This is a genomic window from Streptomyces sp. NPDC026659 (assembly GCF_040638245.1).
Classification (GTDB): domain Bacteria; phylum Actinomycetota; class Actinomycetes; order Streptomycetales; family Streptomycetaceae; genus Streptomyces.
The window spans coordinates 131,770-147,599 of sequence record NZ_JBEZXY010000014.1; the positions used below are offsets into that span (position 1 = coordinate 131,770).

Sequence of the window (15,830 nt, forward strand, 5' to 3'; positions counted from 1 at the left end):
GTGTGACCTCACACAGCCCGGTGCGTGACCTCACATGAGTGCCTCGAAGTCCACCTCCTGCGGCACCATCCGCTGCTCCGACCAGATCGTCTTGCCGTTGCGGCCGTAGCGGCTGCCCCAGCGGGTGGAGAGCTGGGCGACGAGGAAGAGGCCGCGGCCGCCCTCGTCACTCCAGCCGGCCCGGCGCAGGCGGGGCTGGGTGTTGCTGGGGTCGGTGACCTCGCAGACGAGGACGTCGTCCCGGACGAGGCGGAGGCCGACCGGGGCCCCGGCGTAGCGGACGGCGTTGGTGACCAGCTCGCTGACGATCAGTTCGGTGGTGAAGACGAGGTCGTCCAGGCCCCATTCGACGAGCTGGTGTCTGACGGCCTGCCGGGCGTCGGCCACCACGGACTCGTCCGCGCCGAACTCCCAGCTCGCGATGGCGTCCTCGGGGATGGCGCGGGCGCGGGCGAGGAGCAGGGCGATGTCGTCGCGGGGCGGGGTCTGGCCCAGGTCGGCCTGGAGCAGGCGGCTGGCGTCGACGAGGCTCTGGCCGGGGCGGCACGAGGTGGCGAGGCGGTGGGTGAGCCAGCGCAGGCCCGCGTCGAGGTCACCGCCGTACCGGTCGAGGAGTCCGTCGGTGTAGAGGGCGAGGACGCTGCCGGGCTCCACGTCGGCGGTGACGGTCTCGAAGGGCATCCCGCCCACCCCGAGCGGCGGTCCGGGCGAGAAGCGGAGCATGCGGGTGGTGCCGTCGGGCCGTACCTCGACGGGCGGTGGGTGTCCGGCCCCGGCGATGACGCAGCGGCGGGCGATGGGGTCGTAGACGGCGTACAGGCAGGTGGCGCCCGCGGGCTTGCCCCACTCGGTGTCCTGGCCGAGCCGTCGTACGAGGTCGTCGAGGTGGGTGAGGAGCTCGGAGGGGTCGAGTTCGAGGTCGGCGAGGGTGCGTACGGCGGTGCGCAGACCGCTCATCGCGGCGCTGGCGTCCAGGCCGTGCCCGACCACGTCCCCGGCGACCAGGGCGACCCGGAAGGAGGGCAGCGGGATGACGTCGTACCAGTCGCCGCTGATGTCGGCGCCGCCGCCCGCGGGCAGGTAGATGCCGGCGGTCTCGGCGGCCGGGCCCTCGGTGGTGGCCGGGGGCAGCAGGCGTCGCTGGAGGGTCAGGGCGGTGCGGCGCTCGCGGGTGTAGCGGCGGGCGTTGTCGACGCTGAGAGCGGCCCGTGAGGCGATCTCGCCGAGCAGTTCGGCGTCCTCCGGTTCGAAGGGCTCACGCTCCCCGGTGCGCCAGACCGTGACGGAGCCGAGCACCAGTCCGCGCGCGAACAGCGGCGCCCACAGGCCCGAGCGGCCGTCCTCGGGGACGAAGCGGTGGACCAGCGAGGGGTCGCCGAGGACGTCGGCGACCGTCTCGGGGTCCAGGACGACGGGCCGCCCGCGCTGGATGTCGCCCAGTTCGGGCGAGTACGGCAGCCGGGGTATCGCCTCGCCGGGCCGGAAGAGGGCGGCGGTGCCCTCGTCGGGGGTCACGGTGACCCGGCACAGATGCAGGTCTCCGCCACCGGCGGCGGGTTTGGCCGGTTCGTCGGTGTTGAGCACGGCCTCGGCGAGGTCGGCCCAGCCCACGTCCCCGAGGGCCGGGACCAGGACGTCCATCAGGTCCCGCACGGTGCGCCTGACGTCGAGGGAGGCGCCGATGCGGTCGGCGGCTGCGTGCAGCACGTCAAGGCGTCGGCGCACCCGCTGCTGTTCCGGGGTGTCGGCGAACATCGTGACGACACCGATGGGCGTGCCCTCGGCGTCCTCCACCCGGAAGGCGCACAGCGACAGGACGAGGTACCGGTCCGGGTCGTCCGGCGCGCGCATGTGCAGCGTCTTCCCGACCAGCGGCTCACCGGTCTCCAGCACCTGCCGCAGCTCGGTCTCGGCCGCCTTGGCGTCCTTCAGGGCGGGTACGTCCGTGAGTCTGCTGCCGCGCGGCAGGGCCGACCCGCCGAACATGTCGGCCGTGATATTGGTCCACATCACAGTGAGGTCGGTGTCGTGCATGCCGATGCCGAGACGGTCCTGGGAGAGCAGGGCGCGCAGCACATTGGCGTCCGCCTCCCAGTGGCTCACCCGCCGGGTGGGGGCGAGCAGCACCAGGGACTCGGCGGCGGGCTCGGTGCGCAGGACGCGGAAGCTGACGGCGACCGCGTCGCCGCAGCTGTGCCGCAGCAGGGCCGTGCCGTCCACCGGAAACGTCCCGTCGCCGTCGGTGTCCGGGCAGTCGCGCGCGAGCAGCTCGCGCAGCGGGCGTCCGCAGACCTCCTCGGCGGTCCGGCCCAGCAGTTCGGCGGCCGCCGGCGACCAGCGCACCACGGTGCCCCGGTCGTCGAGCACGGCCGTCGCCACTCCGGCGAACGAGAACACATGCCTCTCGGCACCGGCGCTGAACCCGCCCATCCTGCTCCTCCGGCTCGGCGCCCCCGCCTCTCCCACGGTACGACCAACGAGGTGGGAGCGCTTTTCGCGGGAGCGGGGACACGGAGGGGGCTGGTGTCTCCGGGCCGTCGTGCGTACGCGCGGGCGGCTCAGTCCGTCAGCCGGCCCAGCACCTGGCGGTGGGCCGCCGCCACCGCGTGCCGGGACTCGTCCGTGGGGTCGGCCACGTCGAAGCCGTGGTGGCCCGAGGGAACGTCGACCGTCACGACGTGGGCGTCCGCCGCCCGCGCGGCGGACAGGAACTCCGTCACCGTGGCCGCGATCGTGTCGTGCTCCAGTCCGACCCGGGTCAGGACGACCGGCAGCTCCCCGGCCGAGCGGACGGCCGTGACGGGACGGAAGCGCGCGTCCACCGCGTTCCAGCCCGGCAGCGGCGCGAGCACCGGGTAGCTCGCGGCGACGCAGCGCAGCCAGGGCGGCGGCGCGGCGAGCCAGTCGCTCATGAGCAGGCCGCCGCCCGAGAAGAACCACAGGGCGATCCGGTCGGCGTCCACCCGGGGATGCGCCCGGACCAGGGCGACGGCCGCGGCGAGGTCGTCGGCGGCCCGCGCGTAGTCGGTGAGCGCGTGCAGGCCGTGGTCCACGGTCACGCCGACCACTCCTCGGCTCGCCGCGTACCGGGCGTGGCCGGTGTAGAGCGGCCAGTCGCGCGGAGTGGGCCGCTGGGAGGCGGGAACAGGGCCGCCGTGGACGAACACGACGGCGGGCCGGGGTGCGTCCGCGTCGGGCGGGGAACCGGTCGGACGGTGCGGCGGGGAGTCGGGCAGGTGAAAATCGACCCGGCCGGTCCGCTCACGGGGCCGCTCGGGCACGTCCAGCACGAACGGGCGTAGATACAGGGGCTGTTCGTCGGCGTCCACGGTGATCCGGTGCCCCTCCCCGGCGGCTGCCGCCAGCAGCACGTCGGCCAGTTGGCCGGGCGTGGAGAGCATCGGCCAGTGTCCGGTGGGGAGTTCGAAGAAGGTGACCCGGGGGTCGGCGAGCGCCCGGAACTGCGGTGGCCCGGTGCGGACGAAGGTCTCGGCCATGGCGATGGTCATTCCGGAGGCGGTGCAGAAGATCCCCGTGCTGGGCAGCCCGGCTGCCGCCCCGGTGAGCCGCAGCGGCTGGACGAGGGTGCCGGACGGCTGCGGCGCGGCGTGGCGGTCCAGCCGCTCCAGCGCGCTCTCCGACAGCCCGACCGTGCTGCCCCAGCGCTCCCAGTCCCCCGGCTTCGGCACCGGGACGCACCCGTCGGGCTCGGCGAGCACCCGCTCGCGCGCCTCCTGGTCCGGCACGAGGGCCAGCGCCGCGTCACCGTCCTGCGGCATCCCGGCGTCGAGGTACACGATCCGGGAGATCCGCCCGGGGCGGCGGTCGGCCGCGCCCAGCACCGGATGGATGGCGTAGTCGTGTCCGACGAGAACCAGCCCGGGTGCGTCGAGGCCGTCGATCTGTCGTACGACGTCCTCGATGTGCGTCTCCAAGTCGGTTACCGGACCGCCCGGTTCGCGCCTCTCCCCCAGGCCGGTGAGGGACAGCGGATGTGCCTGAGCCCCTGCCTCGCGCAGCCGTGCGGCGGTCTCCCGCCAGATCCAGGCACCGGTGAAGGGGCCGGAGACCAGTACGAACGCCGTCATGATCGTCTCCTTGCGGGGTGGTGGTCCGCCGGGGTGGGGTGGTGGTCCGCATGGTCGGCCGTACGGGCCGCCCGTGCTCGCGGGTACCGTAGGAACTCCCCCTGAGGGAGATTCAAGACATGGCCCCTGACGGCCTGTTGAGCATCGGCGAGCTGGCGGAGCGCGCGGGTGTCACGGTGAAGACGGTCCGCTTCTACTCCGACCTCGGCCTGTTGCCCGAGGCGTCCCGCAGCAGCGGCGGTCATCGGCGCTACGGCCCCGGCGCGCTGGACCGGCTGCGGCTGATCCGCTCGCTGCGCGCGCTCGATCTGCCGGTGCCCGAGGTGGGCCGGGTGCTCGACGGGGGCGACGGTCCGGCGGGTACGACAGGAATCCTGGCGACGGGGGCCCTGGAGGACGCCCTCGACGGCCGTCTGCGTGAACTCGGCTCGGAGATCACGGCGTTGAGGTGGCGGGAGGCCGCCCTTCAGCTCGTCCGGGACTGTCCGGCCGAGGAGCGCGCCGACCGGCTCCGTCTGGTCGGCGCCGTGTCCGCGCCGCCCAGTACGGCGGCGCTCGCGCGCTTCTGGCGCGGGGCGCTCCCCGCCCGGCTGTCGTCCCGGCTGCGCTCGGCGATCCTCGACCACGCGGTTCCCCGGCCCCCGGCCGACCCGACGCCCGCGCAGGTGCTGGCCTTCGCCCGGCTGCACGCCATCGCCACCGCGCCCTGCCCGGCGGCCGACCCGCGCCGTCCCGCCCGCAACCGCACCGACGCGGACTGCCGGCCCGATGTGCTCTACGACGGCCTCTTCGACGCCTACACCCTGGTCGCCACGGAACTGCGCACCGGGCGTACCCCCGACCGGGGGCAGGCCCTGGAGTGCTTCGTCACCGCCCACGCCACCGCGCGCGAACTGCCCGACAGCCCCGCCTTCCGCCGCCGCCTGCACGCCCTGCTGACCCGGGCCGCCGATCCGATGATCGATCGCTACTGGGAACTGACCGGCGTCCTCACCCCGTCACCGGAGCCGACCCTCGGGGCCGTGCACGAGTGGCTGCGGTCCGCGCTCAGTGCGGATGTCGCCAGGGCGGCGGGCTGAGCAGCGGGGAGTCACCCTCCCTGCCCTCGCCCGGTCAGACCGGCTCCGGTACGACGGCGACAGGACAGCGCGCATGGTGCAGCACGCCATGTGCGACCCGCCCGAGGTGGCCGTCGCCCCTGTGTGCGCCGACCCTATGTGTGCCGACCACGAGCAGCGCGGCGTCGCGGGCGGCGGCGAGCAGGGTGTCGCGGGCCGGGCCCTCGACCGCGCGGCGCCGTATCCACAGGTTCTCCGGCGCGTCGTGCAGGGCCGCCTCCAGCGTCTCCACCGCCCGCTGCTCGTGCACATGGGCGGGCGCGCCGATGAGCAGCGGGTGCGCGGCGGGCGCGTGCCGGGGGCGGCGCCAGGCCCGTACGGCGTCCAGGGGTACGTCCCGCAGCAGGGCCTCCTCTACGGCGAACCGTACGGCCGCCGAGCCCTCCGGGTACTCGCCGACGCCCACGACGACGCGCCCCGACGCGGGCGACTCCACATGTGGGCCGCGCACGACGATCACCGGGCAGTGGGTGTGGCGCGCCACCATGGCGCTGACGGAGCCGAGCAGAGTCTCGGCCACGGCGCCCCGGCCCCGGCAGCCCAGCACCATCACGAGGGCGGTGCGGCTCTCGCGTACGAGCGCGTACTCCGGCGCTTCCAGGATGAGCCCGATGCCGACCTTCACACGCGGCTGCCGGTGGCGGGCGCGGCGTTCGGCGACGGCGACGACGGCCGTCCCCTCGTCGGCGGTGTCCGCGTGGGGCTCCCACCAGCCGGCGTGCACCACCCGGAGCGCGGCCCCGCGCAGGGCGGCCTCGTCGGCGGCCCAGTCCAGTGCGGCCAGGCTCGCCTCGGAGCCGTCGACCCCGACGGTGACCGTGCGTTCCACGGCATCGGACGGCCGGTGGTCCGCCGCCGTGCCGGAGCTTGTGCCCATCGCCGGGTCTCCTCGCCTCGTGCCTCGGCCGCCGGTCTCTCCACTCCAGCGTGCGCCTTCTTCCGCCACTGGGGCCGAACAGCCCGTACCGGGGGTGCCGCAGGTCCCTTTTTCCTCCCGTGTGGCCCGGCAGACCGAAGGAAGGGACGATGGCGTCGACGGCTGTCGGCATCCGCGGTGGCCCCGCGCGCCACCCCGGAGGAGGAGGCGAGGGCGATGTCCGTTCACGCGGCACCAAGGCCGGCGAGGAAGACCGTCCCCGGGCCCGGAGCCGGTCGTGTCGCGGCCCGGTGACCCGAGGCCGGTCGTGGTCGGGATCGACACCGAGTCCGAGCACCGCATGGCGCTGGCCTGGGCGGCGGACGAGGCGGCCCGGCGCCATGTGCCGCTGCGGCCGGTCCTCGCCGAGGGCGTGCCGACCAGGGGCGACCGGGAGCGGAGGGTCCCGCCGTCCTGGGAGGAGTGGAACGACCCGCTGCACGAGGAGGGTGAACGCGTCCTGGCGGACGCCGCCGGGTTCGCCACGGCCCACCACCCCCGCCTGGAGGTGGACGCGCTGCTCGCGGAGGGCGATCCCGTGTGGGTGCTCGGCGAGCAGAGCCACGACGCCACGGCCGTCGTCCTGGGCTCACGGCATCTGAGCCGGGCGCAGGAGGTGTTCGGCAACGAGTCGGTCGCCGTGCCGCTCATGGCCCAGGCCCACTGCCCCGTGGTGGTCGTGCCCGAGCCGGAGCACGTCACCCAGGTCCCGGCGTACCTCGTCGTGGGGATCGACGGCGGCGAACAGTCCGCCGCCGCGGTCGACGTGGCGTTCGAGGAGGCGGCCCTGCGCGGCGCCGAGCTGCACGTCCTGTTCGTCTGGCAGCCCACCGCGCTCCGCGTCTTCGACGAGCACGGGTCGCGGCAGGAGTGCCGCCGCATGCTCTCCGAGATCGTGGCCGGGCACGGCGAGCGCTACCCCGACGTGGTGCTGCGCCACGAACTGGTCGTCGGGGAGCCGGTCAAGGTACTCACCGAGGCCGCCGCGCACGCGCTGGCCCTGGTCGTGGGCACCCGCGGGCACGGCAGCGTCGCGGGCGCGCTGCTGGGCTCGGTCAGCCAGGGCGTACTGCGCCGGGCGCGCTGCCCGGTCATCGCCGTACCGGCCGCGGCGGTCTGACGCACACACCGGGCGGCGGACCGGGCGCCGACGCCTGCGGAAGGGAGGTCACCGTGTCCGAGGAACCCCTCGACGAGCGGACCGTCACCGCACTCGTGGCGGACGCCACGACGGCCCCGTCACTGCACAACGCCCAGCCCTGGCGGTTCCGCCATCTGCGCGGGCCCGGTGTGCTGCGGCTGTACGCCGACCCGGAGCGCGTCCTGCCGCACGGCGATCCGCAGAACCGGGGACTGCACATGGGCTGCGGCGCCGCCCTGTTCAACCTCCGGGTGTCCGCCGCCGCTGCCGGACTGGACCCCGACGTCCGGCTGCTCCCGGACCCGGCCGACCCGGACCTCCTCGCCGAGGTCCGCCTGCGCGACACCGGGCCCCCCGACCCGGCGCTCGCCGCGCTGCACCCCGAGATCCGCCGTCGGCACTCCAGCCGCCTGCCCTACCGCGACCAGGAGATCCCCGCCGCCGTACGGGAGCGTCTGTACGCGGCGGCCCGCGCGGAGGGAGCGCAGTTGCTGTTCCCGGGGACCTGGCACGTGCGCTCGGTCCTGGACCTCGTACGGGACGCCGAGGAACGGGAGTTGATGGACGCGGGCGCGCGGGAGGAGATGGCACGGTGGGCGCACACCGACCCGGGGGACGCGCCCGACGGCATCCCCGCCGAGGCGTTCGGCCCGCGCTCGCGCCACGGCACGTCCTCCGTGCGCGACTTCGCCGTGGGCCGCCCGATGCCGGACCGCCCGTGGGCGTCGTTCGAGGAGCGTCCGAACATCGCCCTCCTGGGCACGCCCCACGACGACCCCGCCGACTGGCTCCGCGCCGGTCAGGCGCTGGAACGGGTCCTGCTGCGCGCCACCGCCGACGGCCTGGTCGCCTCGGTGACCTCCCAGCCGCTCGAGTGGCCGGAACTGCGCTGGGCGACCCGCGACCCGCTCTCCGCGATGTCCCAGGTCCAGATGGTGCTGCGCATCGGCTACGGCCCGCAGGGACCCCCGAGTCCCCGGCGTCCTGTGGGGGATGTGCTCGACATCGAGTGAGGCGGGCGAGGCCGACATCGCGTGAGGCGGGGCGACGTCAACCTCGTGTGAGGCAGGCCGAGTTCGCGGGCTTCGTGTCCGGCCCGCCTCTCCCCCCGCCCCGGCCCGCTGCCCGATCCGCTGCCGCGTGCCTACGCCCGCTCCGGTACGACCGCGACCGGACACTCGGCGTGGTGCAGCAGGGCGTGGCCGACCCGGCCGAGCTGGAGTCCGAAGCGGTCCGTACGGCGCCGCGCCCCGACGATCACGAGGTCGGCGGCGGCCGAGCGGTCCACCAGCACTTTCGCGGCGGGGCCCTCGACCACGGCCGGGTATGTGCGGACCCGCGGGAACTCGGCGGACGGACCCTCCACAGAAGCGGCGAGCAGCGCGGCGGCCCGTTCCTCGTACCCGGCGCCCGACCTGTCGTGGACGGGCCGCCGCCACGCTCGTACGACGTCCAGGCCGCAGCGGCGCGTCTCGGCCTCCCGGTACGCGAACTCCAGGGCCCGCGTACCGGTGTCGGCCCCGCCGACACCCAGCAGAATCCGATCGTGCTCGCCCGCGAGGCCCGCGCGGTCGCCCCGGACGACGATCACCGGGCAGGACGCCCGGGCCGCGACCGCGAGGCCGACGGAACCGAGCAACATGCTCGTGAACGGGCCCCGGCCACGCGCCCCCGTCACCACCGCGAAGGCGTCGTCGCCCGCCCGCACCAGAGCGTCCGCGCCCTCCTGCGGCACGATCCCGGTCGTGACCTTCACATCGGGGTCGCGGTGCGCGGCGCGCTCGGCGGCGGAGGCGACGACGTGCTCGGCCAGCACCTGTTCGGAGGGGCGGTCCCCGCTGAGTGAGGGCAGGCCGCCTTCATAGCGCTCCCAGAGTGAGCCGTAGAGGAGTTTCAGCGGAATGCCGTGGCGCGCGGCCTCGTCCACGGCCCAGTCGACGGCGCGCAGGGAGGAGTCCGAGCCGTCGACTCCCACGACGAGGGGGAGGGTCATGCCGGCCACCGCCTTTCGTACAGGGGGTTGTCGGGACCATTTCCACGGTGGCATGTCCGTCGGCCGGGCGGCGAGGGCGATTCGGCTCGGGTGGACGGGTGCGATTCGGCTCGGATGGAGGGGACCTCTGGCCGGTGCCGGGCGGCTCGGCGACACGGCCCGTGCGGTAAGGCGGTGTGAAAGAGGTGACGCGGTGGGAAGGGAGCGCAACCTCAGTACGCCTCGGGAGAGCGCCGGGCTCCCCCCGCGCCGCCGGTGAGCCGGGAGTCGACCGCCACGACGCCGTCGACCCCGCGGCAGAGCTGCCGCACGACGGGGATCAGGTTCGCGTCCGCGACGGTGCCGAGGAGGGTGACCCGTCCCTCGTGGACCTCGACCGTCACGTCCCTCGGGTCGAAACCCAGGGTGCGGCCGAGGACGTCGCCGGTGATCTCCTCGCGGATGGCATCGTCGCGGCGCAGGAAGACCCGTAGCAGGTCGGCGCGGCTGACGATGCCCACGAGCCGGTCGGCCTCGTCCACCACGGGCAGCCGTTTGACGTTCCGCGCCTCCATGAGCCGGGCGGCCTCGACCACGTTCCACTCCGGGTGCGCGCAGACGGCCGGGGCCGACATCAGTTCCTCGGCGAGGGCGCCCTCGGCCTTGGCGCGCTCCCATGCCTCCAGGTGCGGCGGGGGCGTCCGGCCGGACGGGTCGGCCCGGTCGGCGCTCTTGCGCAGGAGATCGGCCTCGGACACCACGCCCAGGGGTCGGTCCAGCTCGTCGACCACGGGCAGCGCGGTGACGTCGTTCTCCGTCAGGAGCCGCACGAGGTCCTTGAACGGCGTGTCGCGGCGGGCCCGGACGACGTCCCGGCTCATGAGCTCCTCGACCGTTCGGTGGTGCATGGTGCCTCCCGGATGCGCTCCGCGGGCCTCGCGGATGTGCTCCGCGGGCCTCGCGGAGGCGGGTCCGTCCGCGGGTCGCCCGCCCGTACGGCGGTGTGGCCCGCGTCGCAGGTTGGATACAGGCACCATTCTGCGGAGAAGGCGGCGATCCGGCGAACCCACCTCGGCGACGGCTGCTTCGCGACACGTGGGGCGCTCCCCGAGCGCCGCCCCGACCGGTGGTACCGACGACGGCCGGTACCGTCGCGCGATCGGGGCGGTTGTGCACAGCTTGCCGGCCTCGGCTAGCTCAGGTGGCGGGCGAAGAACTGGGCCGCGGCATCCCCGGCGAACTGCGGAACGCCGGTGTGCCCGCCCATGTTGGCGTTCAGCGTCTTCTCCTCGGAGCCGAAGGCGTCGAACAGGTCCAGGGCCGCTTGCCGGTCATTGCCTTCGTCGTCCCACTGCAGCAGGACGTGCAGCGGAACGGTGACCTGGCGAGCCTCCTCGAAAATGACGCGAGGAATGAAACTTCCGGCGAACAGCACGGCGGCCGCGATACGCGGCTCGACCACCGCCAGCCGGGTGCCGATGGAGATGACTCCCCCCGAGTACCCGACCGGGCCGCCGATCTCGGGCAGTGCCAGAAGGGCGTCCAGGACGGCCTGCCATTCGGGGACCGCCCTGTCCACCAAAGGGAGGATCAGGGCGTCGATGGTCTCGTCACTGACCCGCTCGCCCGCCTGAATCGCCCGGCGCAGGTCGGCGACGGCCTGTTCGGTGCCGGGCAGACGGGGCCGGTCCCCGTTTCCGGGGAGTTCGATGGTGGCCGTGGCGAAGCCGTCCCTCGCGGCGTGCCGGGCTCGTCCGACCAGCCGGGGGTACGCCCTGCGCAGCCCGACAGGAGGGGGGCTGAGCAGGATCGGCGACGCCGGTGCGGACGCGGATGCGGAGTCGGGCGTCCACAGGATGCCGGGGATCTCGCCGAGGATGAATTCGCGCTCGAGGACACCGTCGTCGAGGCGCTGTTCGGAAGTGAAACGCATGGTCGTGCCTTTCAGGAGTGCACAGAACGGCGCTCCCGGACGACGACCTATCGCCCGACCGTGACCTCGGAGGAGAGCACCCACGTCAAAACGATCACGGGTACCACCTCCTCAATCTCTCGCACGGCCTCCGAGAGGCTAGCAGACCAGTGCGATCAGTCGGTGACCCTGGGCACCGACCATGCGCCATGGGCCGGCCGGGACACGTAGCCATGCCAACGCCAGCCGCGGCAACGGCTCAGAACCCGGCCATGAACTTGTCGAACACTCCGCCCAGCGCACCGTAAACGCTGCAGCGAACCGAGTGCGTTGCCCTGCGGCGCAGTCCGAACCCCACGATGAACGACAGGGCGAAGAGCCCACCGAGCACCATCGTCACGACCGGGCTGTAGACGAAGTACATGAAGCAGCCCGCGCCGGTCCAGACAAAAATCGGCAGGAGTGAGCCGCGCAGCACTGTCCAGAACCCGATCCGCCCTGGTCCCGGCGGCAACGCACGGTCATGCCACACCTCGATGTGGTTCCTGGTCACACAATGCTCAGGTCGCATGGCCCCACCCCGTCATCGGCAACTCGGCAACTCGGCACTGTGCAGTGCTCCATGAGCGACGACTCAGGACGGCGGCCGGTAGACGGCCCAGGTCTTGGGCGTCTCGGACACCTTCACCGCGGAGAGTTCAGGCACGTCCTCACGCCACCTGTCGAAGACCCATTTCGCCAGGTTCTCGGCTGTGGGGGAGATACCCCCCCCATGGCCTCATTCAGGTGACGGTGGTCGAGGGTGTCGTCCATCCACTTCTTGAACGCATCGAGGTCGCGGTAGTCGCGGACGAAGCCGGGTGGGATCAAGTCGCCGTCGGCGGCGGACAGTTCGAGGACGACGATGTAGTTGTGGCCGTGCATCCGCGCGCACGGGTGCCACGCCGGGAGCCGGTCGAGCGCATGGCTGGCGGAGAAGTGGAACTCCTTGGTGATGGTGAACACGTCCGATCCAGCCCTCCGCTACTCCCCCATGCGGGATTCGCCCTGATCAGGCACTGTAACTCCGGGATCTTCGGCCCGGTACTCGCCGATCGCTCCGAGCAGGGCGCGGTTGAGCGGCACCCCCGTCAGGAACCGCTCCCGTGCCTCCGGTTCATCGATGCCGCCGGCCTTGCGCAGCACCTCGTCCCGCGCCCGTTCGAGCAGTCCGGCCGCCTCCGCGCGGGCGTCCGCGGCGGTCAGCGCGCGGTGCGCCTCGTAGAAGACCTCCTCCGTACGCAGCGCCGGCATGGTGCCGCGTTCCTCGAGGATGGCCAGCGCCAGGCGTGCGTCCTCGGCGGCCTCCTCCGGGCGGCCTTCGAGCAGACGCCCCCTGCTGCGCAGGCAGTGCGCCGCGATCCTGCTCCGGTCCATGCCGGTCTCCGCCGTCTCCGCGAGAGTGTCGTCGATCAGCCGGAGCGTCAGTCGACGTTCCCTGCCCACGGTCAGGAGCACTTCGGCGTACAGGTTGCGCACGATCGGCACCAGGTTCACCAGCCAGGTCTGCTCCGTCTCGGCCCACGCGTCCCTGGCCCGCCGGACGGCCTCCTCCGCACGCGCGGGTGTGCGGGACGCGATCAGCGCCACCAGGGCGTTGTTGTAGGCGTGCCATCCGCTGAGGCCGTATCCGAGCCCCTCCTCGAATCGCATCGCCTCCATGAGCAGGGACTCCGCCCGCTCCTCCGAGCCGAGCGCGATGGACAGCTGTGCCAGGTAGTTCAGCGCGATCGGCAGTTCGACCCGGTAACGCTCGGCGCGCAGCCGGTCGACGCACCGCTCGAGGCGCTGCAGGGCCTCGCCGAAGCGGCCCGCGTCGAAGAGGTTCACCCCGATCTGCATCTCGTTCAGATTCCGGGCGTGCTGGAGCACGGGGTCGGCGGTGTCGCCGAGGCCGGGCGCCGACGCGTACAACTCCTCGGCTTCGAACAGCACGCGGAGACCGGCCTCGAGGTCGCGCTTGGGCAACTGGCGGCCGTATTCGACCAGGGCCACGAAGAGTGCCCGGTTGCCGTCGGGCCCGCACTCGCGGGCGCGCTCCACCGCTTCCTCCAGTTTGAGGAGCGAGGGATTCAGTCCCTTCACCGCCAGCAGTGTCTTGCCGCGCAGCAGAGTCGTCCGGGCGATCAGGAACGGGTCGTCCAGGCGCCGCGCCGCTGCCTCGGCCTCCGCGGCCAGGGTGTCGATGCCGGGGGTGTCCGCGCTGCCCTGTCCGCCCTTCCAGCGCACTTCCGTGATGCTGAGCAGGAGTTCGATCGCGTCCACGAGCCTGCGGTCGCGCTCCGGACTGCCTTCGGGCAGCTGCCGCACGCTGTCCAGGGCGGACTGGCAGTATCTCTCCGCCTGGCTGAAGGACAGGTCCTCCACGACGGCGGAACGGGCCAGGGTGTAGTAGGCGGTGGCGCTCTCGGCGGCGCGCGCGGGTCCTGCGGCACGCAGCTGATCCGCGATCAGTACGCGTACCTCGTAAGGCAGTTCGTCGCCGGTGCGCGGGATCTTCCCGAGGGCATCGGCGATACGGCTGTGCCGCAGGAGCCGCGCTCCCTCATGCTGCTCCTCGCGTACGCAGGCCTGAAGAGCCCGGTGCTCGAAGTCGTACCAGTCGACGTGCAGGGCCCGCGCCCAGCGGGGCATGTCCGCGCGCCGCCGCTCACGGATCATGCCGTGTCGGCGCTCCAGCTGGAGCAGCAGATCCTGCACACGGGTCTGCGGCAGTCCGGTGACTTCCGCCAGGGTGTGGGAGAAGAAGAACTCGCCCATCGTGGCGCCGACGACGAGAAGCTCCCGGACGTCGGGGTCGATGCGCTCGAACCTGTCGGCCACGGCATCGGGGAATTTCTCCGGAAGAGGTACCTCGGCGCCGTAGCCGGGCTGCCACAGCTTGAGGCACTGCTCGACGAACACGGGCCGTCCGCCGGTGACATCCGTCAGCCGCTGGGCGAACCCGGTCGGCACGGGCCGGCTCGGCAGACGTTCCCGGACCAGTTCGCCGACGGCCCAGTCGGGAAGAGGCGGGACCTGGTGACGGGCCACGAGCAGGTTGTGGCGGTTCTCCCACCCCCGGATCATCTGCTCGACCACCGCACCCCGTGGTGTGGCCGACGCGAACGCGCCCAGGCTCAGCACCAGGGCGAACGGTTCACCCTCGAGCGAAGGCAGGAGCAGATGCAGAAGCTCCAGGCTCTCCTCGTCGCACCACTCCATGTCGTCGATGAGCAGCAGGAGGGGGCCGCCGTCGCGCGCCTCCTCCAGCAGGGCGTTGACGAGCTGCCGTGTCATGGTCGCCCGGATCGGTCCGAGGCTGTCGCCGGGGATGGACCCGGTCGTCACACTGGCCTCCGCCACCGCCCGGCCTGCCGAGAACAGCTCCCCGAGCCCGGGCAGGGCGGCGGACAGCAGGGTCGGCGCGGCGGCGATCGCCCCTCGGCCCACCGCGCGGGCCCAGCGTGACCGGCGCTGTCCCGGCCGTGGGACGGTGCTCAGCTCGGTCAGGGCGTCGAGGAAGGGACCGTACTCGCGTCCGGTGCCCAGACCCGGCATGCAGCTCACCAGCACCGTCCGGCACGGTCCGGCCGCCGTCCTGCGGCGGAACTCGGCGAGCAAGGAGGTCTTCCCCATGCCGGAGTCCGCCTCGATGATCAGGACGCTGCCCACGCCCTCCGCGAGCCGTGCCGCGACGCTGCCCAGCACATCGAGGCTGTCCTCCCGGTCGACGAACACCGCCGTCACGCTGGCCCCCTCCGCCTCGCCCCGGCCGACCGGGGCTCGCCAACTCCGCCGACGGCAAGGCTATTTCACGTGGGGCGATCCATCGAGTAGGCGGTGAGAGTGTCAGGTGTGGTTGCGGACGGGTTGACCTGCCACCACAACGGTCCGAGCGGAACAGCCGACCGGTGCGATCACTCCGGCACCTCCGTGGTCGGCCGGACGATGACCACCGGGCAGGTGGCGTGCTGGGTGCAGTGCTGGCTGACGGAGCCGAGGAGGGCGCCGGCGAAGCCGCCGTGGCCGCGGTTGCCGACGACGAGGAGGGAAGCGCCGTCGGCGGCTTCCAGCAGGACACCGGCCGGGCTGCCGTAGGCGACCTTGGTGAGGATCTCCACCCCGGGATCCGGGCCCGCCGTCTCCTCCAGCGCTTCGGCGACGATCTCTCCCGCCACGCGCTCGAAATCGGCCTCCGCGCCCGTGGGCGGCATCCAGCCGAGCGAGCCGTACATCTGCGGAAACTCCCAGGCCGTCACCGCCTCCAGTGTGCTGCCCGTCGTCTCCGCCTGGCGGAGGGCCCAGCGCAGCGCCCGCTTGGACGACTCCGAGCCGTCCACGCCCACGACGATCCGGGGTTTCTGATCGGGATGAACGGCCACGCTGTCCTCCGAGTCCTCCGGCACTCCACGGCCCGGCGCGTCGTACGGCCGCGCCGTCGTCCAGACCATGGTGACGCGCGGTCGTGGTTCGCGCCCGGCGACTCGGGGGTGTGTGGTGAGGACACATGTGGTGAGGCCACATGTGATGAGGGTGCCGGGGCTAACGAAAGCCAAACGACAACCGGAGGCACCGCGCGCCCGACGCCCGCACGCGGACCCGCGATCACGCACCCGGGTTGTACGCAATTCGTCTGGTTGACCCGCGAGTTGGGCATACGGT

The 15,830-nt window shown here is 73.1% G+C and carries 12 protein-coding genes and 1 pseudogene; 3 read left to right on the forward strand and 10 right to left on the reverse strand.

Annotated elements, in window-relative coordinates:
* Positions 1–30: 30 nt before the first annotated feature.
* Both AB0E91_RS29270 and AB0E91_RS29275 read right to left on the reverse strand, forming a co-directional pair.
* Complete coding sequence (locus tag AB0E91_RS29270) at positions 31–2,430, reverse strand: SpoIIE family protein phosphatase (RefSeq protein ID WP_361788017.1); 2,400 nt, start codon at positions 2,428–2,430, stop codon at positions 31–33.
* Between the two features lie 128 nt (positions 2,431–2,558).
* Positions 2,559–4,088 (reverse strand): alpha/beta hydrolase, encoded by a 1,530-nt coding sequence (locus AB0E91_RS29275; RefSeq protein WP_361788019.1) that lies wholly within the window; start codon positions 4,086–4,088, stop codon positions 2,559–2,561.
* Between the two features lie 119 nt (positions 4,089–4,207).
* On the opposite strand from AB0E91_RS29275, the gene AB0E91_RS29280 reads away from it, so the two are divergent.
* A complete protein-coding gene (locus AB0E91_RS29280) occupies positions 4,208–5,167 on the forward strand; it encodes a MerR family transcriptional regulator (protein WP_361788021.1) in 960 nt (319 codons plus the stop codon).
* Positions 5,168–5,201: 34 nt separating this feature from the next.
* Here the strand turns inward: AB0E91_RS29280 and AB0E91_RS29285 are convergent, their stop codons facing one another.
* Positions 5,202–6,083, reverse strand: coding sequence for a universal stress protein (locus AB0E91_RS29285; protein WP_361788023.1), 882 nt, complete (start codon positions 6,081–6,083; stop codon positions 5,202–5,204).
* Positions 6,084–6,360: 277 nt separating this feature from the next.
* Between AB0E91_RS29285 and AB0E91_RS29290 the strand changes: the two genes are divergently transcribed.
* Positions 6,361–7,242 (forward strand): universal stress protein, encoded by an 882-nt coding sequence (locus tag AB0E91_RS29290; protein ID WP_361788025.1) that lies wholly within the window; start codon positions 6,361–6,363, stop codon positions 7,240–7,242.
* Positions 7,243–7,295: 53 nt separating this feature from the next.
* Positions 7,296–8,276, forward strand: coding sequence for a nitroreductase (locus AB0E91_RS29295; RefSeq protein ID WP_361788027.1), 981 nt, complete (start codon positions 7,296–7,298; stop codon positions 8,274–8,276).
* Between the two features lie 131 nt (positions 8,277–8,407).
* Here AB0E91_RS29295 and AB0E91_RS29300 read toward each other — a convergent pair whose 3' ends face one another.
* From AB0E91_RS29300 to AB0E91_RS29330, 7 genes and pseudogenes are all read right to left on the reverse strand, one after another.
* Positions 8,408–9,256, reverse strand: coding sequence for a universal stress protein (locus AB0E91_RS29300; RefSeq protein WP_361788029.1), 849 nt, complete (start codon positions 9,254–9,256; stop codon positions 8,408–8,410).
* 212 nt (positions 9,257–9,468) lie between these two features.
* Positions 9,469–10,143, reverse strand: a complete 675-nt coding sequence (locus AB0E91_RS29305) for a CBS domain-containing protein (protein ID WP_361788031.1) — start codon at positions 10,141–10,143, stop codon at positions 9,469–9,471.
* A gap of 284 nt (positions 10,144–10,427) precedes the next feature.
* Positions 10,428–11,168: an alpha/beta hydrolase gene (locus AB0E91_RS29310; protein WP_361788033.1), complete on the reverse strand. Its 741-nt coding sequence runs from the start codon at positions 11,166–11,168 to the stop codon at positions 10,428–10,430.
* A gap of 238 nt (positions 11,169–11,406) precedes the next feature.
* The gene (locus tag AB0E91_RS29315; RefSeq protein ID WP_361788035.1) at positions 11,407–11,700 is read right to left on the reverse strand and encodes a hypothetical protein; all 294 of its coding nucleotides are present in this window, start codon (positions 11,698–11,700) and stop codon (positions 11,407–11,409) included.
* Positions 11,701–11,781: 81 nt separating this feature from the next.
* Positions 11,782–12,152: pseudogene (locus AB0E91_RS29320) on the reverse strand (6-carboxytetrahydropterin synthase).
* Between the two features lie 18 nt (positions 12,153–12,170).
* The gene (locus tag AB0E91_RS29325) at positions 12,171–14,915 is read right to left on the reverse strand and encodes an AAA family ATPase (RefSeq protein WP_361788037.1); all 2,745 of its coding nucleotides are present in this window, start codon (positions 14,913–14,915) and stop codon (positions 12,171–12,173) included.
* A 170-nt stretch (positions 14,916–15,085) separates the two neighbouring features.
* The gene (locus tag AB0E91_RS29330) at positions 15,086–15,619 is read right to left on the reverse strand and encodes a universal stress protein (protein WP_361788039.1); all 534 of its coding nucleotides are present in this window, start codon (positions 15,617–15,619) and stop codon (positions 15,086–15,088) included.
* Positions 15,620–15,830 lie beyond the last annotated feature (211 nt).